Origin of the sequence: Mycolicibacterium llatzerense (assembly GCF_025331195.1) — a bacterium.
Lineage (GTDB): Bacteria > Actinomycetota > Actinomycetes > Mycobacteriales > Mycobacteriaceae > Mycobacterium > Mycobacterium llatzerense.
In genome coordinates this window covers 1-17,109 of the sequence record NZ_LXOV01000001.1, presented here as the reverse complement: position 1 = coordinate 17,109, position 17,109 = coordinate 1, and the positions used below count along the sequence as shown (strand labels likewise).

General features: G+C 61.4%; 33 protein-coding genes. 2 read left to right on the top strand and 31 right to left on the bottom strand.

Annotation, left to right across the window (positions count from 1 at the left end; translation table 11 throughout):
* Nucleotides 1-273: 273 nt before the first annotated feature.
* The 15 genes from A7G45_RS00155 to A7G45_RS00095 form a co-directional block, all read right to left on the bottom strand.
* Nucleotides 274-918, bottom strand: a complete 645-nt coding sequence (locus A7G45_RS00155) for a hypothetical protein (RefSeq protein WP_260932062.1) — start codon at nucleotides 916-918, stop codon at nucleotides 274-276.
* Nucleotides 915-1,289 carry a DUF7374 family protein gene (locus A7G45_RS32840; protein WP_456094101.1) on the bottom strand — a complete coding sequence of 125 codons (375 nt, stop codon included), beginning with the start codon at nucleotides 1,287-1,289 and terminating at the stop codon, nucleotides 915-917. The genes A7G45_RS00155 and A7G45_RS32840 overlap by 4 nt, the downstream gene beginning before the upstream one ends.
* 16 nt (nucleotides 1,290-1,305) lie before the next feature.
* Nucleotides 1,306-1,623, bottom strand: coding sequence for a WhiB family transcriptional regulator (locus A7G45_RS32640; protein ID WP_407667525.1), 318 nt, complete (start codon nucleotides 1,621-1,623; stop codon nucleotides 1,306-1,308).
* Nucleotides 1,624-1,906: 283 nt separating this feature from the next.
* Nucleotides 1,907-2,059 carry a hypothetical protein gene (locus tag A7G45_RS00150; protein WP_260932060.1) on the bottom strand — a complete coding sequence of 51 codons (153 nt, stop codon included), beginning with the start codon at nucleotides 2,057-2,059 and terminating at the stop codon, nucleotides 1,907-1,909.
* A complete protein-coding gene (locus A7G45_RS00145) occupies nucleotides 2,056-2,400 on the bottom strand; it encodes a hypothetical protein (protein WP_260932057.1) in 345 nt (114 codons plus the stop codon). Before A7G45_RS00145 ends, A7G45_RS00150 begins: the two co-directional genes overlap by 4 nt.
* 190 nt (nucleotides 2,401-2,590) lie before the next feature.
* Nucleotides 2,591-2,986, bottom strand: a complete 396-nt coding sequence (locus tag A7G45_RS00140) for a hypothetical protein (RefSeq protein WP_260932054.1) — start codon at nucleotides 2,984-2,986, stop codon at nucleotides 2,591-2,593.
* Between the two features lie 19 nt (nucleotides 2,987-3,005).
* Nucleotides 3,006-3,260, bottom strand: coding sequence for a hypothetical protein (locus A7G45_RS00135; RefSeq protein ID WP_260932051.1), 255 nt, complete (start codon nucleotides 3,258-3,260; stop codon nucleotides 3,006-3,008).
* Nucleotides 3,257-3,523 carry a hypothetical protein gene (locus tag A7G45_RS00130; RefSeq protein WP_260932050.1) on the bottom strand — a complete coding sequence of 89 codons (267 nt, stop codon included), beginning with the start codon at nucleotides 3,521-3,523 and terminating at the stop codon, nucleotides 3,257-3,259. Before A7G45_RS00130 ends, A7G45_RS00135 begins: the two co-directional genes overlap by 4 nt.
* The gene (locus tag A7G45_RS00125; RefSeq protein ID WP_260932047.1) at nucleotides 3,520-3,951 is read right to left on the bottom strand and encodes a hypothetical protein; all 432 of its coding nucleotides are present in this window, start codon (nucleotides 3,949-3,951) and stop codon (nucleotides 3,520-3,522) included. Before A7G45_RS00125 ends, A7G45_RS00130 begins: the two co-directional genes overlap by 4 nt.
* A gap of 15 nt (nucleotides 3,952-3,966) precedes the next feature.
* Nucleotides 3,967-4,188 (bottom strand): hypothetical protein, encoded by a 222-nt coding sequence (locus A7G45_RS00120; protein WP_260932044.1) that lies wholly within the window; start codon nucleotides 4,186-4,188, stop codon nucleotides 3,967-3,969.
* Nucleotides 4,181-4,546 (bottom strand): hypothetical protein, encoded by a 366-nt coding sequence (locus A7G45_RS00115; RefSeq protein ID WP_260932041.1) that lies wholly within the window; start codon nucleotides 4,544-4,546, stop codon nucleotides 4,181-4,183. Before A7G45_RS00115 ends, A7G45_RS00120 begins: the two co-directional genes overlap by 8 nt.
* Nucleotides 4,543-5,595: a hypothetical protein gene (locus A7G45_RS00110; protein ID WP_260932038.1), complete on the bottom strand. Its 1,053-nt coding sequence runs from the start codon at nucleotides 5,593-5,595 to the stop codon at nucleotides 4,543-4,545. Before A7G45_RS00110 ends, A7G45_RS00115 begins: the two co-directional genes overlap by 4 nt.
* On the bottom strand, nucleotides 5,596-6,201 hold the full coding sequence (locus A7G45_RS00105) for an HNH endonuclease (RefSeq protein ID WP_260932035.1): 606 nt from the start codon (nucleotides 6,199-6,201) through the stop codon (nucleotides 5,596-5,598). It lies immediately after the preceding gene.
* Between the two features lie 333 nt (nucleotides 6,202-6,534).
* Nucleotides 6,535-7,791, bottom strand: a complete 1,257-nt coding sequence (locus A7G45_RS00100; RefSeq protein WP_260932032.1) for a DNA-methyltransferase — start codon at nucleotides 7,789-7,791, stop codon at nucleotides 6,535-6,537.
* A complete protein-coding gene (locus A7G45_RS00095; protein ID WP_260932029.1) occupies nucleotides 7,788-8,186 on the bottom strand; it encodes a DUF4406 domain-containing protein in 399 nt (132 codons plus the stop codon). The genes A7G45_RS00100 and A7G45_RS00095 overlap by 4 nt, the downstream gene beginning before the upstream one ends.
* Here A7G45_RS00095 and A7G45_RS00090 point away from each other — a divergent pair.
* Nucleotides 8,127-9,397, top strand: a protein-coding gene (locus A7G45_RS00090; RefSeq protein ID WP_260932028.1) for an IS3 family transposase whose coding sequence is annotated in 2 segments (ribosomal slippage) — nucleotides 8,127-8,400 and nucleotides 8,400-9,397 — 1,272 coding nt in all. Because the reading frame shifts where the segments join, the coding sequence is not laid out codon by codon here. The genes A7G45_RS00095 and A7G45_RS00090 overlap by 60 nt on opposite strands.
* A gap of 104 nt (nucleotides 9,398-9,501) precedes the next feature.
* On the opposite strand, the gene A7G45_RS00085 is transcribed toward A7G45_RS00090, so the two are convergent.
* The 6 genes from A7G45_RS00085 to A7G45_RS00060 form a co-directional block, all read right to left on the bottom strand.
* The gene (locus A7G45_RS00085; protein ID WP_260932025.1) at nucleotides 9,502-9,711 is read right to left on the bottom strand and encodes a hypothetical protein; all 210 of its coding nucleotides are present in this window, start codon (nucleotides 9,709-9,711) and stop codon (nucleotides 9,502-9,504) included.
* A gap of 115 nt (nucleotides 9,712-9,826) precedes the next feature.
* Nucleotides 9,827-10,072, bottom strand: coding sequence for a hypothetical protein (locus tag A7G45_RS00080; RefSeq protein ID WP_260932022.1), 246 nt, complete (start codon nucleotides 10,070-10,072; stop codon nucleotides 9,827-9,829).
* Nucleotides 10,069-10,275 (bottom strand): hypothetical protein, encoded by a 207-nt coding sequence (locus A7G45_RS00075; RefSeq protein WP_260932019.1) that lies wholly within the window; start codon nucleotides 10,273-10,275, stop codon nucleotides 10,069-10,071. Before A7G45_RS00075 ends, A7G45_RS00080 begins: the two co-directional genes overlap by 4 nt.
* Nucleotides 10,272-10,841: a hypothetical protein gene (locus tag A7G45_RS00070; protein ID WP_260932003.1), complete on the bottom strand. Its 570-nt coding sequence runs from the start codon at nucleotides 10,839-10,841 to the stop codon at nucleotides 10,272-10,274. Before A7G45_RS00070 ends, A7G45_RS00075 begins: the two co-directional genes overlap by 4 nt.
* Nucleotides 10,842-10,861: 20 nt before the next feature.
* Nucleotides 10,862-11,677 carry a lambda exonuclease family protein gene (locus A7G45_RS00065; protein ID WP_260932001.1) on the bottom strand — a complete coding sequence of 272 codons (816 nt, stop codon included), beginning with the start codon at nucleotides 11,675-11,677 and terminating at the stop codon, nucleotides 10,862-10,864.
* Complete coding sequence (locus tag A7G45_RS00060; RefSeq protein ID WP_260931998.1) at nucleotides 11,674-11,913, bottom strand: hypothetical protein; 240 nt, start codon at nucleotides 11,911-11,913, stop codon at nucleotides 11,674-11,676. Before A7G45_RS00060 ends, A7G45_RS00065 begins: the two co-directional genes overlap by 4 nt.
* A 138-nt stretch (nucleotides 11,914-12,051) precedes the next feature.
* Here A7G45_RS00060 and A7G45_RS00055 point away from each other — a divergent pair, with 138 nt between their 5' ends.
* Complete coding sequence (locus A7G45_RS00055; protein WP_260931996.1) at nucleotides 12,052-12,240, top strand: hypothetical protein; 189 nt, start codon at nucleotides 12,052-12,054, stop codon at nucleotides 12,238-12,240.
* 124 nt (nucleotides 12,241-12,364) lie between these two features.
* Here A7G45_RS00055 and A7G45_RS00050 read toward each other — a convergent pair whose 3' ends face one another.
* The 10 genes from A7G45_RS00050 to A7G45_RS00005 all read right to left on the bottom strand — a co-directional run.
* Nucleotides 12,365-12,688 carry a WhiB family transcriptional regulator gene (locus A7G45_RS00050; protein WP_260931993.1) on the bottom strand — a complete coding sequence of 108 codons (324 nt, stop codon included), beginning with the start codon at nucleotides 12,686-12,688 and terminating at the stop codon, nucleotides 12,365-12,367.
* Complete coding sequence (locus A7G45_RS00045) at nucleotides 12,685-12,882, bottom strand: hypothetical protein (protein ID WP_260931990.1); 198 nt, start codon at nucleotides 12,880-12,882, stop codon at nucleotides 12,685-12,687. The genes A7G45_RS00050 and A7G45_RS00045 overlap by 4 nt, the downstream gene beginning before the upstream one ends.
* Nucleotides 12,879-13,169 (bottom strand): hypothetical protein, encoded by a 291-nt coding sequence (locus A7G45_RS00040; protein WP_260931987.1) that lies wholly within the window; start codon nucleotides 13,167-13,169, stop codon nucleotides 12,879-12,881. The genes A7G45_RS00045 and A7G45_RS00040 overlap by 4 nt, the downstream gene beginning before the upstream one ends.
* A complete protein-coding gene (locus tag A7G45_RS00035; RefSeq protein ID WP_260931984.1) occupies nucleotides 13,166-13,507 on the bottom strand; it encodes a hypothetical protein in 342 nt (113 codons plus the stop codon). Before A7G45_RS00035 ends, A7G45_RS00040 begins: the two co-directional genes overlap by 4 nt.
* On the bottom strand, nucleotides 13,504-13,641 hold the full coding sequence (locus A7G45_RS00030) for a hypothetical protein (RefSeq protein ID WP_260931981.1): 138 nt from the start codon (nucleotides 13,639-13,641) through the stop codon (nucleotides 13,504-13,506). Before A7G45_RS00030 ends, A7G45_RS00035 begins: the two co-directional genes overlap by 4 nt.
* A 184-nt stretch (nucleotides 13,642-13,825) precedes the next feature.
* Complete coding sequence (locus tag A7G45_RS00025; RefSeq protein WP_260931979.1) at nucleotides 13,826-15,001, bottom strand: PE-PPE domain-containing protein; 1,176 nt, start codon at nucleotides 14,999-15,001, stop codon at nucleotides 13,826-13,828.
* Nucleotides 14,998-15,885, bottom strand: a complete 888-nt coding sequence (locus A7G45_RS00020; RefSeq protein WP_260931976.1) for a DUF5131 family protein — start codon at nucleotides 15,883-15,885, stop codon at nucleotides 14,998-15,000. The genes A7G45_RS00025 and A7G45_RS00020 overlap by 4 nt, the downstream gene beginning before the upstream one ends.
* A complete protein-coding gene (locus A7G45_RS00015; protein WP_260931974.1) occupies nucleotides 15,882-16,139 on the bottom strand; it encodes a hypothetical protein in 258 nt (85 codons plus the stop codon). The genes A7G45_RS00020 and A7G45_RS00015 overlap by 4 nt, the downstream gene beginning before the upstream one ends.
* A gap of 88 nt (nucleotides 16,140-16,227) precedes the next feature.
* Nucleotides 16,228-16,662: a DUF8820 family protein gene (locus tag A7G45_RS00010; protein ID WP_260931972.1), complete on the bottom strand. Its 435-nt coding sequence runs from the start codon at nucleotides 16,660-16,662 to the stop codon at nucleotides 16,228-16,230.
* Between the two features lie 17 nt (nucleotides 16,663-16,679).
* Nucleotides 16,680-17,109, bottom strand: a 430-nt coding sequence (locus tag A7G45_RS00005; RefSeq protein WP_407667524.1) for a DUF6745 domain-containing protein, incomplete at its 5' end; no start/stop codon positions are given.

Here is a 17,109-nt window from a genome sequence, read left to right as displayed (position 1 = left end):
CGAGGAGACGGTAGAGCTTGCGTCCACGCCCGTCCATGCCTACGGGGGTGATGCGTTGCTGCCGTGCCCATTTGGTGATCGTGCACAGAGCGACACCACATAAGGCCGCTGCCTCGGTTGCGGTGATTTGGCTGTCTATGCCTTCCGGCGTGAGCACTGCTGATCCGGCCAACATTCCCCCTGCACATGAGTGAACCCCGGTGACCGCTGATGCGGGCCGGGGTTCTGGACATACGGGTAGCGCTGCTTTCACTGTACCCGTACAGTCCACGGTCACCTAGCGCTGCCGATCAGCGTGTCGAGAATCATGCGAATCATGAACGGGTAGTGGACTTCCTTGATGGTGTAGCCGCACGAGTCGCAGGTGATGAAGTCTTGGCCGATGCCCTGGACGCGGATCAGGGTGCGGAGGCCGCATTCGTCGTTCGGGCATGGCACGGGGAGCGTGTATTTCGGTGCGTGCTGGCCGAGGGCTCTGCGGATGCTGTTGTGCAGCGATGGGAGTTCTTCGAGGGCTTCTTTTGGCACGAGGTCGACGAGTTGTTCGCAGCGGGGCTCGAGGTACTTCCAGGCGGCGACTACGCGGGATTTTTGGTTGTCGGCCCATGTCCAGATGTCGTCGCCGTCGTCGTTGCGGCCCATGCGCTTCCGGCGGGGTTGCCGTTCGGCGCGTTCTTCGGCGAGGAAGTCGTGCCAGCTGGTGAGGTCGTCTGCGATCTCGGCGGCCTTCACGGATGCCCATTCGGCGGGGTGACCGTATTCCTTGGTGTTGCTGGTGCGTTGACCGCGGCCGGTGGCCGGCATGGGCATGTTTTCGGCGATGTGGAGGTAGTCGAGTGCGAGCCAGTAGAGGGTGCGACGTAGGTGCCGGGGTTTCATGCGTTCTTCGGTCGGGGTGTCGGTGGCTGGCTGTGTCATTCGGCAGCTCCGTTGATCGGTTCGGCCCATTCGCTGATTGCGCAGGGGCTGTGGCATGAGGTGCAGTCGTCTTGGTCGTCAATGAAGATGGTTGCGACGGCTTTTGCGACGGCTGTCATGTCGATTTCGCCGTCGACGAAGCTGTTCTCACGGTCTACGCAAGCGCCGAACGGGTCGGACTCGGCTTGCGCTTGGAGCTCTCCCCAAATGGCATTGGCGATGTTGACAATGAGTGGGTTTGGTGGTTCGGGTGGTGGTGGGATGTCGGCTGGGTTGCGCCATCTGCATCCGCATTCGACGCAGCGGCCCGCTTGAGGGTTGTTGTGGTCGGGTGTGTGGCCGGCCCATGTGTGTGTGTGCAGTGCGGGCAAGTCTCGTTGGGCGTTGTCATCTTGCTCCTAGTCGTCGTTTTTTGGCTTCCCAGACTGCGGTAAGGCATCTGTCGCAGGGTTTTTCGCCGCGTCGTTGGTGTGCTCGTGCGCCTGCTTCGGTGCCGTGTTCGATGCCGGGTTTGGTGGTTTTGACGTTGCGGTATTGGCCTGCCCAGATGCCGTGGGTGGCTCCGGTTTGTTGGGCGTAGTTGGCGCATTCGGCTCGTACGGGGCAGGTTTGACAGATGCGGGTTGCGTGCCGTTGTCCGTGCTTGTCTTTGGTGTGTGGGAACCAGTCGTCTGGTGGGTGTTCTCGGCAGGCTGCGTTGATCATCCAGTCACGGTCAGCTTTCATCGCTGGCCCCATCGGTATCCACATTTGACGCACACCCGAATGACGGTGTTGCCATCCTTGTCGTAGTAGTGCCTCGGCACGTATGGGCCTGGTGAATACAGAGACATTGCCCACATCGACTCGTTGATTACCCTCAGCCCTTGCTGGAGTGGGGTTTCCACCTCGGGCCGCAGTCGTGGCGAATCGATCCAGTGCACTGCCAGGTGTCCACACGATGGGCAATCCGCACTAGCGGTGAATGATTCGCCTTCGCGTGTGTCCATCATTCGCCTCCGAGAACCAGTAGGAATTCCCATCGTCCGAGTTCTGGGTTGTCGATGAATCGGAAGTCCATGACGAGGTGCTGTCCGCTCATCTTGATGTGAGGCTTATTGCGGCGTTTGGCGTCGAACAGGCGGTGACGACCACGACTCATAGCGCTTCCTTGAGTAGTTCGATGAGTGCTGCGGTGTCGGCGGGTTCGTAGACGAGGAACTTGTAGTCGCGGGTTTCGCCTAGGTATTCGCCGCGCGTGTAGCCTTCGTCGGCCGGGTAGCTGACAGTTGGATCGACCAGCATTGCATCCAGTCGGGAGAACGCCATTCCTGATTCGTCAGCGTCTGGCCATGCGAGCGACTTCGACCAGAAGTCATTATTTGCGCCGCCTAGGTTGTCGCCTTTTAGATAGAGTTCGCCGAATACCCAAGGCTCGCGCAGTTCGGCGAACAGTGTGCCGTTGGGCAGTGTCAGTAGCTCTTGCAGGCCAACAATTCTCATCAGATGCACTCTCCTGCGTGGATGGTGAAACAGTGTGTACATTTGCGTTCGTTGCGTTGTGGCGCATCGTGATTCACGGGTTCTGGGCAATCGTCGTGGACCAGGAAGTCGTCTTCGTAGCGGACCCAGTTGCCTTCGTGGATACGTTCATCACAGGCCGCGCATTGAACGGGGTACTTGGCCTGGAAGCTCATTTCATGCCTTTCGTTGCCCACGTCGGGTGCCAAAGCAGTAGCGCGTCGAGCAGGGTGGTTCGCATGTGGTGCGGAAATGGGTTTGTGCAGCCGGGTTCGTACCAGCCGTTGGGGAACTTCTCGTAGAAGCGTCCGACAGACCCGACCACAGCCGACCGAATCAGCACGCCGGGTGGTAGCGCATCCAACTGGTGAATGGTGCTGATGCGCAACCCTTCCCGCAACGCACTGAGCACGTCGATTGAGGCGGTGTCGGTGACTGTGCGTGGTAGGTCGTCGTGTGTGTAGGTTTTGAGCGCGGTCTGCATTTCGGCGCTGGCACAGGCGAGGAGCTGGTGACGGTTCATCGCCGACCCCACGCGCTTCGGTGGTATCTGCGTCGGTTGCGCCACGAGGTGAGGGAATCAGCAGTCATCGCGGGCCTCCGTTTGTGCCGTTCTCTAGCAATGTGATACGAGATCGCGCTTCAGCTATGCGCTCCTCGTGTAGCTCGATCTGATGCAGTTCGGACTCGATCTGATAGATGCGGTCCAGTTCTTCAAGCACGACCACTGCGGACTTCAATGCCGCCTGTACCGCGTCCCTCTTGGTGATCACCGCCAAGTACTGCTTGGTCGGGTCGTATGCAGTTTGGAGGTCGAAAATGTCGATGCGCTGCTTGCTCATTTCGCCTCGTCCTTCCGGAAGAACTCGGCAGCAGCTTCAGTGTTGGCGTCCGCGACTTCCTGTTCAATAATCCGTTGTGCCGCTTCTTGACCCACGGATTCAGGCACACTTGCCAGCCGTGCGTAAGTGTCCGCCATTCGCAGCAGTAGTCCAGCGACCGTGGCCGACACGATGTTCGATTCTTCGAGTGTCTGGTTGGCCCGTTTGATGAGGTCCCAGGATGCGAGGAATGCTGCTGGGCGGGCGTCGGGTTGCTCGTTCATTTCGCCTCACCCTCGGCGGCGTCAACACGTGCAGCAGCGGCAAGGAGGGCGGCGGCAAGGTTGCGTGCCTCGGTGGCGTCGAGCGTGCACGTGCCACTCACCACGATCAGGTCTTCATTCGCGGCGGGGTTCAGCCAGACGGTTTCAGTTTCGCCGCCGATGACGATGGGCCAGATGCGTTCCCGGAGCGGTTCGGGTAGTTGGACGGCGACGATGTCTGTGCGCCGACCGACCAGGTCCAAGGCGGCATCGAGTGGGTCGTGCTGGCCGATCTCGAATCCGGCCAGCGCGATGTCAGCAGCCAGTTTCTCGGCAGCGATGCCCCACGCGTCGGGCTCGGTCAGGGTGCAGTCTGCGAGCGATCTGCGGATGATCTCGACGAGCGTGGCTTCGTCGTCGTGCTGGGGTGTGGGTTTTTCGGGGCTCATAGCGTCTCCTGGGGGCTAACGGGTGGTTGTTGGTGTGGTGGTGCCTGACGGGCCGTTCTGAGGCTTCTGGGCGTTCGTTTTGCGGGCTTCGCGGTCGCCGTGCGCCTTTCGGTAGCGCTCGAGGTCTGCACAGCACTGCGGATGCGTGGAGTCACAGACGGGCAGGCCACCTATGTCGAGCTTGGCTCCGGGCGGTCGGTAACCACGGCGGTCGTCGTCGCCGTACCGGTCAGGCATCGATCGCCTTCCCGAATCCACGCGTGATCTGTTGCATCCGGGCGTAGTTGCGATGCTCGAGTGCGGCGTCACGGCGGTCTTCGCGCGCTTCACGTTCGGCCGCCGTCTCACGCTCGCAGCGGTCACGGCGAATCGCTCGTGCCGCGTCGGACAAATCCTTCGGCAGCGGACGAAAGCCAGACCCGTTGTCGGCGTACATCTTCGCGACCCCAGCCAGCACGTCGGGCAGCTCGAGATTCCAGTGAGCGATCTGCTCAGCCCACGCCGCAACAGTCGCGCGATTCGGCTGCGGGAACCACGGGTCGTAGGCAGCGCACTTGGCGAGGGCTTGGGCGGCGGTGTCGATGTGGTTGGTCATTCGTTGATCACTTTCAGGTTCGGGGTGTTCTGGGGTTGGCCGAGTGCTGCCCAGCCGGCGACTTTGGATTCACCTGCGTTGAGGCCGCCGGCATCGGGTCTGGCACGGGATCGCTTGACGAGGTCGCCGAGGACGGTTGGCAGGAACTCGGGTCTCGTGCAGTCGGCGCGTTGGTCCCACTCGGTGAGCGCTTGGCGGATCAGCGCGTCGGGGTGCTCTTCGCGGGTGAGGATTTCAACCTGGACGGCGAGGCGGTCGACGGTTGTTCGCGGATAGCTGTTGCCGAGTACTTGGCGGACGACGGTTTGAGCTCCGGATGACGGGCGCCGCTTGGCGGGCTTGGCTGGGTTGTCGATGTGCGCGGGCTCGTCGTCGGCGGCGAAGTCTTCGTCTCCGTTAGGAGACGTAGCGTTAGCGATAGGGATAGCGTTAGTAGGGCCACCGTTAGCGGCACCGTTAACCCCATGGGTTGGGTTTTCGTTAACGGCACCGTTGGAGCCACCGTTAGGCCAAGGGTTAGAGGCACCGTTACGGCCACCCTTAGAGCCACTGTTAGAAGCACCCTTAAACGGCTCCAGTTCAGCCGGGTCGATCGCCTTTTGATTGAGCATCGACTGCACCGCTGGCTTTTGCCAGGATGTCGATTTCGGGTCAGCGGATCGCAGCTTCTGGACCTCATAAACAATCACGCCGCGCAGCACTTTGGACGCCAAACTGCCACGCGCGTTGGCCACGGAGACGGCCATGTTCGGGGTCCGCCACAGTCCGTCGTGCTTGATCCATGACCGCAGTAGGCACTCGTCAGTGTCGGCGTCGATGATCAGGAACAGGTCTCGAGACAGCACCTCGGCGGCGGCTTCAATCCGGCCGACTGTCCAATCGCCGGCACGCTGCGCCAACCGTTTCGGGCTCCACTCGTGCGAGCCACAGAGTGTGCGACCCTCACTGGTGTAGAGGGTGAAGTAGAGCATCTGAGCGTCGACAGGGAGGTCCATCCAGTCGTCATCGCCCCAGATATCTAGATGAATGCGGGCGTGATCACGGGCCATCTATTTCTCCTCCGACTGAAGAATTTCGGCGGCCATGTCGACGTTTTCGTGGATTCGGTTCCAGCAGCAGCCGCAGAAGTACCGCCATTTGTTTGGCGATTGGCTACGCATCGCAACTCGCACGAGCTCTTCCATGTCCTCGCGCTCCAGTCCTGATGCGGCGAACCGGACTAGCGAGTCGAGCGCGTCATCGGGCAGATCGAACGTCTCGTCGCGCCAATTCGTCCAGGCATTCCATACGCCGATGAACCAGAGTTTGATCTTCGTGCGCTCGTCGCGATCTGCCTGTCGGATGGCTGAAACTTGCTCCATGGCGCGCGACCAGCGCAATGCGTCCTGCGACACATCGGCAACCAATACGGCATCGGGCGGAACAGATGACTTGCCCGAGTTGCAATCAGCGCACGCGGCAACGAGATTCGATGGATCATCACCGCCGCCTAGCGTTACCGGGACGACATGATCGACCGTCAACTTCACCTCAGGCGCGCTACGTCCGCAGTATCGGCAGGTGTGGTTGTCTCGGCGCAGGACTTCGAATCTCAGGCGTTTCGATACGGCCACTAGTCGCCCTCCTTGAATCTGTCGAGTTGCCCGCCGCAGCATGTGATGTGTTGGTCGACGGTGGTGGGGCGGCCTTTGTGGATGACGGCACCGCATAGGCACCAAGTCGCGTCCAAGAAGGGCGAATGCGTGACGCCGGGATGACCAGCCGCAGCACAACGCGCAGGGGTTTCAGACGCCGGCCAGAGAGTCATGCGGTGGCCTTGAGTGACAACACCGGCAGTACGAGTGGTATGCAGTCTGGGCACCATTTGCTGGTTGCTTCGAGTCGGTCGGGTTTGTGGTCGAATAGCCATTGGTGGTGGCATCGTGTGCATCGGGCCATGGTCATTCCGGTGGCGATGATGTTGGGGTGGGTGCGCGGGTAGGGATCGTTCATGCGGACACGTCTCCAAAGTTGAATCCGACTTCGATGGGTTTGGTGAGTCGGGCGACGATCAGTGGTAGGTAGTCGGCTTCGCGCTCGATGGTGATGCAGCGCATGTGCTCGTGGATGCAGGCCTCCGCGGTGGTGCCCGACCCGGCGAACGGATCCAGCACCAGCCCACCGGGCGGCGTGACGAGTCGCACCAGCCACCGCATCAGTTCCAGAGGCTTCACGGTCGGATGCTCGACACCGTCCACAGAAGGCCGGTCCTTGGTCGGTGCCTTGGCCTGGTATCGGAAACACGGGAAGAACCTGGACGCTCCTGCGCTGTCATCGTGACCACCACTCTGCTCATCGAGCGCGTCGGCCATGTTGCCGTCGAGCACGACGTTGGCGGGCCATCGACCCGTGGCCTCGCGCGGCTGTGCATCGGTACGCCAGCCGGCGCCCATGGCCACACGCGGATTGGTCGACCCCGGCGGATTGATCCGCACCTCGTCACCTACGCGGCAGGCGTCGATGTTCAGCGCGCCGGTGCCGTGCTCCAGGACGTTCGTGGCCACGGTGCCGGCCAACGGTTTCCGGCCGACGACGATCGGCTCGAATGACGGCTTGAGCGCGGTACCCCAGCCAGACCACTGTCGGGCGGCATCGGTGGCCGGGGCGGTGATGTCGACGGATTCGTTCTCTGCCTGCTGACTGCGCTGAAGAACGTTGCCCTTGCCTGCCCATCTGTCCGGGATCGTCTCGAGCACTTCGCGTTCCGCACCTGCGGCCTTATCGATCGCCTTGGAGACGTCGAGCGATTTCGGGAATCCGCTGCCATACAGCCAGGCGATACTGTCGCGAATCTCGAACCCGGCGTCCTCGACCGCGGCCGCGAGTCGGTGCCAGGTGCGCGACCCGCCGAAGCTCAGTAGATGACCACCAGGCTTGAGCACGCGCAAGCACTCCGAAGCCCAAGCGGCACACCACACCCCGAACGCGGCATTGGCGGACAAGTCGTAGCGCCCAGCCTCGGCGGCACGTGATCTGTAGCCACCTTGCGGCCCACCAACACCAGCAGGCATGGGGCATACCTCGCGGCCTCGCAGCGTGCGCTCCTCGATGTCCGCGCCGTCCCACGCCTTGCCCATGAACCGGATGCCATACGGCGGGTCTGTGACTACCGCGTCGATGCTCTCGTCTGGCAGCTCGGTGAGGATGTCGAGGCAGTCGCCGTGGTACAGCGTGACCGAATCGTCCTGGTAGTAGGGATCGTTCACTGGAGCGCACCGTGGATCGTCATGCCCAGTTCTTCGGCTAGCTTCTTCTCGATGCGTGCGCCGCGACTGTTATGCCACCCGGGTAGCAGGTGGATTTCGTCGCATTCGAGGAGTTGTTTGAGCGCGAGTCTCATGTAGAACTCCCAGGGCTTTCCTGAACTGCCACTGTCGTTTTCGGCTGGGTTGTAGACCTCAAATCCCTGCGCTCGCAGCTCGGCGGCCTTCGCGTGGAATGCTGGGTAGTTGAACTCGGGCAACCCAGTCATTGGTCCAGTGATGTATGAATCACCCCGGGTTTGATGCACACCTTCTTTCGAGGGAAGGTAGTTCGCATCATGCCGAAGAAGTACGACGAGGAGTTCAAGGCCCGGGCGGTGCGGTTGGTCGGTGACCATGCCGAGGAGTACGACACCCGTACGGCCTGCATCACCGCGGTGGCCAAGCGGTTGGGGGTGTCCTACGAATCGCTGCGCCGGTGGGTCAACCAGGGCGAGGTCGATACTGGGGTCCGCGAGGGTGTCCCGTCCGATACCGCACGGGCGTTACGGGAGCTCAAACGCAAGAATCGTGAGCTTGAGGAAACTATCGAAATCCTCAAGGCGGCAACAAGTTTCTTCGCGCGGGAGAGCGACCCGCGACGCCGCTGATTTGCGGGTTCATCGCCGAGCATCGTGCTCGGTTCGGGGTCGCTTCGATCTGCCGCGTGCTCTCTGAGCATGGCTGCCAGATCGCCCCGAGAACCTTCTACGCCTGGCTGGCTCGACCGCCGTCGGCGCGGGCCTTGTGGGACACCGTCATCACCGAGGTGCTGGCCGGCTACTACGAGCCCGATGAGCACGGTCGCCGCAAGCCCGAGTCGTTGTACGGCGCGGTCAAGATGTGGGCGCACCTGCAGCGCCACGGCATCACGGTAGCCCGCTGCACAGTGGAACGCTTGATGCGCGCCAACGGCTGGCAGGGCGTGCGCCGGCGCAAGAAGGTCCGCACCACCATCGCCGATCCGGCCGCCGGGCGTGCCCCGGATCTGGTGGACCGCCAATTCCGAGTCCCCGCCCCCAACATGCTGTTGGTGGCTGATTTCACCTACGTGCCGCTGGCCACCGGGGTGTTCGTCTACACCGCATTCGCCATCGACGCGTACGCCGGGCGGATCGTGGGCTGGACCTGCTCGACCAGCAAGGCAGATCTGTTCGTGCGCCAGGCGATCCGGCACGCCGCTGAACTCCGGCGCCGTGAAGGTAACCCATTGTCGGGCAACACTATTCATCACTCCGATGCAGGTTCGCAGTACACATCGGTGCGGTTTGGTGAAACGCTGTTGTTCTCCGGGCTGTTGCCGTCGATCGGATCCGTCGGCGATGCCTTCGACAACGCCTTGGCCGAGACCACCATCGGCCTGTACAAGACCGAAGCTGTCCGTGATGACTCACCGTTTCGGCGAGGGCCACTGAACAGGCTCACCGACGTGGAACTGCTCACCGCCGACTGGGTGCACTGGTACAACACTGACCGGCTCATGCACCGTCTCGGACGCATCCCGCCGATCGAATACGAGACCATCTACTACGCTGCAGCGACAGCCCAATCAGAGGCTGCACACCAATAAAACCGGTGTGCATCAAACCCGGGGCGGTTCAGTGATGTACACCTTGTGTCCGCGACCCGGCAATTCCGGTGCCTCGCCCAAAGGTTCGCCGTCTTCTGTCGCGTTCACGATTTCTCCTCGGGTTCTGCTAGGTGGTCGCCGATGAGGTTGCCCTGTGCGTCTCGGCAGCCTCGGTATGCGTGGGTGATGTTTTGGCCGGTGATGTGCCACCACTGGGCGATGTGCTCGAGGTAGATGATTCGGACTCCGCAGTGACGGCAGCGGGTTTCGAGGGCCTGGATGACGTCGGGGCTGTCGGGATGAGAGAGATTCATTACGGGGACCCGAAAGCCCCAAGGGACCAAATAATGATTGGCGAAATCATCAGCAGGCCAATCAATAAGGAGATCAGGAACGCGAGCACGTAATCCCGAACCTTCTCTCGCCTGGTCATTCGGATGCCCCCAATGCGCGGCGTAGATCATCGGCGAAGGCGCGAGCGACGATGTTCGGCTGCCCGTCAGTCAGGTTGGTCGCGTTCTCCCATCTAGTTGCCAACGCATCGACTGATTCCAGGATTGCGACCAACTCGCTGACGTCATTGAGCCGAATCAGCATCTCCGGGTCGTCGTTGTCCCCTACGCAAATGCACACCGCGAGCGCGTCTTTCACTCTGGCTACGACGTCTCCGCTCATGAGTTTCCATCCAGAGCGTTTCGGAGGTCTGCCGCCAACTGTGGGTAGTCGGCCTCACACGAGTCGGCGTAGGCACGCAACGCAACTGCCGCGTGCGGGTCGCTGGTGTACGCCAGGACGAAGTACGGACCCTTCTCCTTGCCGACGACGCGCTCGACGCGATACTTGCCGTACAGGCCACGCTGCTTGTCGCTGTCGCTCATGCCACTGTCCCCTTCAGTTCGTTGTTGCGCCCGGTCCACGCTGTCTGCAACTGGGTGCGGTGGGTGCCAAGGTCGCGCGTCTTCAACTCGGCGCTGATCTTGTTCAACTCGGCGACCGTTGCGGCCTCACTGATCGCACGGGCGAAATCGAGGGCATCGTCATCAGTGATCGGAGGCAGAGTTGCGGGGGTAGGTGCGTTGGGAAGTGGCTCGATAACGAGCGTCTTGTGCACACCGCGCGCAATCTGGAGGGTCAGCTTGTTGGGCTTGTCGATATGCGAGGCGTGACTGACCCGTATGCCGCCAATCTCCTGCCCCGCCCATTTGACGGTCGGATCATTGAACAGGGTTAATCGCCTGCCCACGTAGGTATCTGACTGCGGACCCCATGCGTTGGCGATCTGTCTGCGTACGGTCGCGCACGGCTTGAATGGGCGGCCGGGGAACTCGACCAGGTGAATGGCGACTGGTTGTTGATCGCTCTTCTTCACGTCAACGTGGTCGACAGTCACAGTCCTTGGGCCGGTGAGGAGGTCGACGGCGTTGAGCTGATCAGACTTGGCCACCAAAGTCTCTGATATGTCCATCAGATGATCTCCAGTTCGACGCGGCGTTCGGTCATCGGCAGCCCATCGGTTGCCTCGTCGTAAAGCCGCATCATCTCGGCGGCGTTGTCCTCGAACAGGCGGACGGCGGCGACGATAGCTTCGAACCACTTCGGTTGGCGGTAAACACGTTTCCGCCACATCCGCATCCCTGCACTGAAAGACACGAAATCGATCCATTCACGGCCGGACACGAGTAGCCCTGCCTGTAACTGGGGCATGTACTCCATCGGGACACCGTCGGAGAGAACCGTTTTCACGTGATTCTTTGCGCGCGGTGACTTGATCTCACACAGCCCGTCATCGCCCACCAGGCCATCCGGCGAATACCCCAGACGAAAACCCCAATCGTCGCGAACCATAAATCCCGTTTGCGTCACTGGCGCAAAGCATTCGGAGTACTTGTCACGGGCAAGCGGTTCGCACTCGATGCCCCGCCACATGTCGTTGGTGGTGGATGTCTCCTCGGTGATACCACTGATCCGTTCGGCTGCGAGGAGCGCCGTCAGGTCGCGCGATGTGTCGTTGCTGGCTGGTTCGATGATCAGCGGCGACGGTTGGCTCTTGGCGTACGCGGTGCGCTCGGGATGCAGCGACTGGACCGTCTTGCTTGGGTCCCGCAGGCTGCGGCAGTCGTTCGTCGCTGTCGCGCCGCACTTCGGGCAGTCATAGTCGATCGCAGTTCGCCGACCGATCGAAAGTAGTGATCCCACAACCGACGCCGTGACCAGGCCGCGACGCTGGTCGTACCATTCGTCGCTGCGTTGTTCGATGGCCGGGAAAGTGTGCAGCGTCATTTGTTGTCCTCGAATGCAATTCGGGTGATCGCGGCGGCGCACAACGTCAGCAGGTCGTCGTACTTCATGGCGTGAAGGCCACAGCCAACCTCCCGGAAGAAGTGCCGCTCGGGCGACAGCAGCGGGTTCGGGCGAGCGGAGCAGTAGTCGCGGATTCCGGTGACGATTTCATCGACCATGGTTTGCGAGATTTCATTCCGGGCCGCGTCGACATCATCGTTCTCGTTCGTCACCATGTGTGTTGTCTCCGTTCGTCTCTGGTGGCTTCTCGTGCGTCGTCTTCGTAGTCGTGGTTTCGGTAGGAGTCATAGTCGGCGTCACGGGCCATGCGGGATTCGGTGCGCTCCCAGGTGTCAGGCATTGGGTACCTGCACGTGCGGGATGTCGAGGATGGCTTGATTGATGTGGTTGAACGCCGACTTGATGCGCGCGACTTGGGCTTCATTGGGGATGCCGGTCTCAATGAAGTCGACGAGTTTCGTTCTGGTGTCGTCGAGTTCAACGATGCATCGACCAAGGGTGGGGTGGTTCATTACGAGGTCACCAAAATTCCGGTTGGGTAGTTGTGTTTGTCGGGGCGGTATTGGTCGCAGGCGCACCATTCCCATGCGCAACGGCGGGTGTCGGGGTAGTGGTTCACGGCTCCGTGCTGGCACAGGCAGGGTGGCGGCGGGATGGACTGCAGGGTCATGCGATTGCCCGCCGCTTGAGTGCGCGCCGCTCGTCGTAGTTCAGGCCGCCGTGGATTCCGTAACGCTCCCCCGTGGTGATGGCGTGATGGAGGCATTGGACCCGAACTGGGCAGTCGCGGCAGACCAGTTTCGCGCCAGCTTCCAGTGACCGTTGGCGTTCTTCGTAGCCGGTTCCGGGTGTTGCTTGTGGGTACCAGTTGTTGACGTTTTTCCCTCGGCAGGAAGCGTTCTCGCGCCACGCCTGGTCGTGGATGGGTGCGAGGCGGGTGAATGAGACGCTGATGTGTGCGGGCTGGTAGGTGCCTCTGATGTCGTTCATGATGCGACCTTGGTTGGCATCACTGGGAACAGGACTCCGACGCATAGTGGGCATACGCGGGTGATGACGGTGTAGTCGCTGTATGGGTGCGCGAACAACCAGAACTTGTGGCAGCGGATGCAGTGGGTGCCGTTGTATTCGTACTGGCCGATGTGCTCGGAATCGCGGCGACGAGGGTAGGGGTGGTTGCTCATTTGTTGGCCGCCTGTACGTGCAAGGTTCGCGGATGTCCAGCGATGCCCTTGAGCCGTTCCATAACCTCTTGGCGCACAACCTCCATCGCGATCGGATCGGACATGATCGCTTTGGCGTAGTGGTCCGCAGCTTCGTCAGCTTTCGCCGTATCGCCGGTCACCGACAGGGCCAGCGACGCGACACCGGTTGTGTAGCCGTCGAGGTAGATGTCAACGAGGATTGAGCTGTCGAACGGCTGCATGTAGACATCCGCATTGGCAGGAATCTTGAACGGTTTCTTGCTCATACTCGTTGTCCTTGTGCCTGGTTGCGGAAGTACTCCCCCGTCTGCTGCAACAGGGGCCAGTTCGATGCGCAGTACTTGGCGACGGACGCATTGACGATGTCGACCGCCTGGGATGCTGTGAAGTCGTCCTCCATCACGCCCTTCACCACCGACACCACACCCTGAATCGTGTGATGCTCCGTGATGGACGGGCAGATGGAGCTGGCACCGTAGGCGATCACGTACGCGGACTCCTTCGCCGTCAGTGAATCAGCGTGCGCGGCAGGGATGTTGAAGAACCCGACGACCGGGATCATGAGTGTGCCGGTGAGTGCGGCGATGGCGGTCAGGGTTCTCATGCGTGTACCTCGGGTGTGTGTTCGGGTGTGTGGGACTGGTGGATTGCGGCGAGTGTGGTGGCCTTCTCGGTTTCGGTCATCCGGTCGAGGGCTGCGAGTTGATCGGCGACGGAGATCAAACGGGGATCGATCACGATTCGTCCTCGTTGATTCCGCGGAGCATGGCCTTTGCGCGAAAGTGCCACCAACGCAATGGCGTCCAGTCGCCAGCCCAGGAGTAGACCCAAAGCCTGTTGCAGTGGCATTTGTAGATCGCGCCTTTTGTGACGGTGCTATATGATTGGGGATAGCACTTGTGGCCGCCCCAGTGGATGACGCTCACTTCTCCCCCTCCGATTTCTGTTGCTTGGCTTTGGGTTTCGGCGTGAACTGTTTGAGCGCACCCTGAACCGTTTTGATGGTGTCGTGGATGGGATTCGCGGATGGTTTGCGGGGTTTGGGTTTGGTCGCGGTGACCGGCACGAGGGTCGGTTTGATCGCCGGGACAGCTGTCGGCTTCGGCGACTTCACCGGACCAGCAGCAAGACGCTGAGGTATCGCAGCGAAATCCTTGGCTGCCTTACCGAACGAATCCACCAGCCCCTGAACCTGTTTGGCTGCAACCTGTGGTGTCGGGGCGAACGTTGCAGCACCCGGTACGTCTTGCCCGCCGAACTTCAACACCCCGGCAGCAATGTCATCGAGCGGTTTGATCAACGTTCCGACAACATGCCCAGCTTGCGGACCGGCGACCATCGTGGCTGCGATGACCGCGAGTTGCCCATACGGGGTGAACGGGTCACGCAACTTGATGACAGTCAGGTTGCCGGAGTGTGTGACCTCGGCACCGTCATAGTTGATGCCCATCGCGCCATACGGGCCACCAGTCGCACCGTGGTAGGTGATGAACCCGACAGCAGCAGCCGGGAGCGTAAATGCCCATGTCCATGCGTATTTCGGGAAGTACGCAACCGGGTCCCACTCGTGCGAGATGCTGGTGATGTCGAAGTTCGGATCCGTCGGCTGAACAGGTGTGCCGCCCGTGACACCCGTCGTCGGAATCTGCTGGCCGGGGAACCGAGCAGTGCCACCAGCACCCGGCGTATCCGGGTTGGAGTAGAGCCGCACGGACAAGTGACGGCCAGCCAACCTCGGATCCGACAGCGCCCGGTAAATCACCATGCTGCCCTGAGAACCACCCGTAACCTGATCAACCTCAGGATGCGCAACCAGGAACTCCACCAACGAATCACGGCCAGTCGCAAGAGACTTATCACCCACACCAGGACCAAGCAACGCCGGATACTGCGAGCTGTCACACAAGCACAACGCCGGGTCTGTACCGTAACGGCCGCCATCCAACCAACCCAAACCGATCGTCGCCGCCGCATGAGGTTTCGTGCCACCGGTACCGGGAACAAACACCGTCTCAGCACGAGCAGGGGCAGACGAACCAGCAGCCAGGACGGCACTGGTGGCGATACACGCGAGAAGACGATTCGTGGTGGCGGTCATGACGCCACCGCCGGGTATTCGTCCCAGGTGCGACCGTCGAGCTCACGGCCGGCAGCCTTCTTGCCGACGCGAGACATGCCCCACTTCTCGAAGTCGCGTTGCCAAGCGGGAGACGGCCTCGGCACATAACTAGGCGCCGGCCTGAACTCGCCCCACTGTTTGAACAGGAACGGCATGCCTGCAGAGGTGCAGATGTCACGGAGAACGCGTGGCCAATCGGGGTGTATGGGTCGTGCGCCGCGCCCAGACTCGCCGCCTGCAATCACCCAGTCGATGCGAGGTTGTCCGGTCGTCCACTTGAATGGCAAGTAGATCGGTCCGAGAAGTGGTTCGGCGCTGATGAATCGGACCGCCGCCGGTGTGTCCAACAGTGCAGGGATGCGGATGTCGGCCCACTGCTGATTCTCGGTGCTGACGCCGAGCCAGACATTCGGCAGAGGGAACGGATCACCTGCGTCCTTAACCTCGTCAGGGTCGGTCATGGACAGCATGTGCTCAGCCGCCGCCGTCTGGAACGCACCACTATTCAGCAGCGAGCGCATCCGGCCGTGACGCTTCGTCAGTACCTGGAACGTGTGCCGATGAGCGACCGTCATGACCGCGAACACCTGCGCGATGAAGTCGTCGGGCACCTGGTCGTGGAACAGGTCTGACATCGAGTTGACGAAGATGCGCTTCGGCTTTCGCCACGTGAGCGGCAAAGTGAGCTTGTCGGGACGTAGCTGCACGTCGAACCCGCGCTCGAAATAGTGCCCCTCCGTGCCACGCCACCGTTCGGCAAAAGTCTTGGCATAGCAGTGATCACAGCCGGGGCTGACCTCGGTACAACCAGTCACCGGATTCCAAGTCGCGTCAGTCCACTCGATACCAGTCTGTCCACTCATGCGTTCACCCCGGCCAGTTCGCGGCAATGAGTGACCGCCCGCGACTCCAACTGTGCGGCCGTCAGGAACTCCACGCGCGGCCCGTTCGCCTCGCCCGACCCGTCCGTGAAATGCGCCTTGAATACATCGGAACCAACCGGGTAGGCATAGACAACCATCGGCTCAGCGAGGGTGTCGGGGCCGATCCACATACGGCTATCGGTACCGGAAACCTTCAACTCATAAAAACCGTCGGGTAGAATGCTGTCTGACATGTGAACTCTTTCTCTTGTCGTGGCCCTGCCCGGGGATTACGCCCCCGAGCAGGGCCGATCTAACGGCTTTGACTTGGTGGGATGCCGGTTAGTCCTGGACCCTGCGGATTTCGTCAGCCAATTCACGCTTGCCGCGCAGCACATACAGGCCCGGACCCATCGCGTTCGCCCCGTGCTCATCGGTGTGAATCAGCTCCGCCGTCTGGCCCACGGGAACCGACACCACGCCGATGACCAACTCGTGGGCGACTCGACCGAACAACACACCTGGCGAATCAAACCCACGATGCAACCAATGAGTGTTTCCCGTAGCTTCACCGGTCACAGCCTGAATACCCTTGTCGGGCACCGGCAACAGCGTCACATGCTCAGCGGCGAACGGGTCGGTTTCCGCTGGAATGATGCCGATGTCGCCCTGAAACTGAACCCCAGTGAGCACAGGCACCTCGGCGTCAGCGATCAGATGGTCGGGCAGGCTCGCACCGATTTTGGCGAGGGCCTGGGCGAAAGTAGTTGCAGGCATTAGTGTTTCCTCTTCTCTTAGGTTCGGCGTGACGCGGTCGCGTACACCGTGGGATCAACCCCGAATTGCCATGCGGCAGCAGACAATGCGGACGTGATGTGAGCTGGCACCGTCTCTCCGTAGCGCCGGACGGTGCCTGACCGGTCTGGAGAACCGTTCGTCATCACCAACAGATTCACCGCCTGGCCGTAGGGGTTCACCTTGTCCGGCACGCGGTACAACTGGTACAGGTTTTCAGGCTTGGCCGGGTCAGCGCAGATGTCGATTGGCTGCTCGCCCATCGCAGCCAGGATCGCGTCCCACCCGGATTTTTCGATGGCACACCGACGAATCTCCGTGTTCGTTTCGGCCATGATGCGTTCGACAGACCAGTCGCCGTCGATCATGTCGGCTGGTACTTGGGTGCCGTGCCAGGAGTAGACACCCCACCCGTCCGACCAGCGGACC

Bases quoted from the DNA above. Each gene is read 5' to 3' on its own strand.
- A7G45_RS00155 (WP_260932062.1), bottom strand. From the start codon at position 918: ATGACACAGCCAGCCACCGACACCCCGACCGAAGAACGCATGAAACCC.
- A7G45_RS32640 (WP_407667525.1), bottom strand. From the start codon at position 1,623: ATGATCAACGCAGCCTGCCGAGAACACCCACCAGACGACTGGTTCCCA.
- A7G45_RS00150 (WP_260932060.1), bottom strand. From the start codon at position 2,059: ATGAGTCGTGGTCGTCACCGCCTGTTCGACGCCAAACGCCGCAATAAG.
- A7G45_RS00145 (WP_260932057.1), bottom strand. From the start codon at position 2,400: ATGAGAATTGTTGGCCTGCAAGAGCTACTGACACTGCCCAACGGCACA.
- A7G45_RS00135 (WP_260932051.1), bottom strand. From the start codon at position 3,260: ATGAGCAAGCAGCGCATCGACATTTTCGACCTCCAAACTGCATACGAC.
- A7G45_RS00130 (WP_260932050.1), bottom strand. From the start codon at position 3,523: ATGAACGAGCAACCCGACGCCCGCCCAGCAGCATTCCTCGCATCCTGG.
- A7G45_RS00125 (WP_260932047.1), bottom strand. From the start codon at position 3,951: ATGAGCCCCGAAAAACCCACACCCCAGCACGACGACGAAGCCACGCTC.
- A7G45_RS00120 (WP_260932044.1), bottom strand. From the start codon at position 4,188: ATGCCTGACCGGTACGGCGACGACGACCGCCGTGGTTACCGACCGCCC.
- A7G45_RS00115 (WP_260932041.1), bottom strand. From the start codon at position 4,546: ATGACCAACCACATCGACACCGCCGCCCAAGCCCTCGCCAAGTGCGCT.
- A7G45_RS00110 (WP_260932038.1), bottom strand. From the start codon at position 5,595: ATGGCCCGTGATCACGCCCGCATTCATCTAGATATCTGGGGCGATGAC.
- A7G45_RS00105 (WP_260932035.1), bottom strand. From the start codon at position 6,201: ATGCTGCGGCGGGCAACTCGACAGATTCAAGGAGGGCGACTAGTGGCC.
- A7G45_RS00095 (WP_260932029.1), bottom strand. From the start codon at position 8,186: ATGGTCACCGACCAACCGCACCGCCCGGGCCTTGAACTCCTCGTCGTA.
- A7G45_RS00085 (WP_260932025.1), bottom strand. From the start codon at position 9,711: ATGAATCTCTCTCATCCCGACAGCCCCGACGTCATCCAGGCCCTCGAA.
- A7G45_RS00080 (WP_260932022.1), bottom strand. From the start codon at position 10,072: ATGAGCGGAGACGTCGTAGCCAGAGTGAAAGACGCGCTCGCGGTGTGC.
- A7G45_RS00075 (WP_260932019.1), bottom strand. From the start codon at position 10,275: ATGAGCGACAGCGACAAGCAGCGTGGCCTGTACGGCAAGTATCGCGTC.
- A7G45_RS00065 (WP_260932001.1), bottom strand. From the start codon at position 11,677: ATGACGCTGCACACTTTCCCGGCCATCGAACAACGCAGCGACGAATGG.
- A7G45_RS00060 (WP_260931998.1), bottom strand. From the start codon at position 11,913: ATGGTGACGAACGAGAACGATGATGTCGACGCGGCCCGGAATGAAATC.
- A7G45_RS00050 (WP_260931993.1), bottom strand. From the start codon at position 12,688: ATGAACGACATCAGAGGCACCTACCAGCCCGCACACATCAGCGTCTCA.
- A7G45_RS00045 (WP_260931990.1), bottom strand. From the start codon at position 12,882: ATGAGCAACCACCCCTACCCTCGTCGCCGCGATTCCGAGCACATCGGC.
- A7G45_RS00040 (WP_260931987.1), bottom strand. From the start codon at position 13,169: ATGAGCAAGAAACCGTTCAAGATTCCTGCCAATGCGGATGTCTACATG.
- A7G45_RS00035 (WP_260931984.1), bottom strand. From the start codon at position 13,507: ATGAGAACCCTGACCGCCATCGCCGCACTCACCGGCACACTCATGATC.
- A7G45_RS00025 (WP_260931979.1), bottom strand. From the start codon at position 15,001: ATGACCGCCACCACGAATCGTCTTCTCGCGTGTATCGCCACCAGTGCC.
- A7G45_RS00020 (WP_260931976.1), bottom strand. From the start codon at position 15,885: ATGAGTGGACAGACTGGTATCGAGTGGACTGACGCGACTTGGAATCCG.
- A7G45_RS00015 (WP_260931974.1), bottom strand. From the start codon at position 16,139: ATGTCAGACAGCATTCTACCCGACGGTTTTTATGAGTTGAAGGTTTCC.
- A7G45_RS00010 (WP_260931972.1), bottom strand. From the start codon at position 16,662: ATGCCTGCAACTACTTTCGCCCAGGCCCTCGCCAAAATCGGTGCGAGC.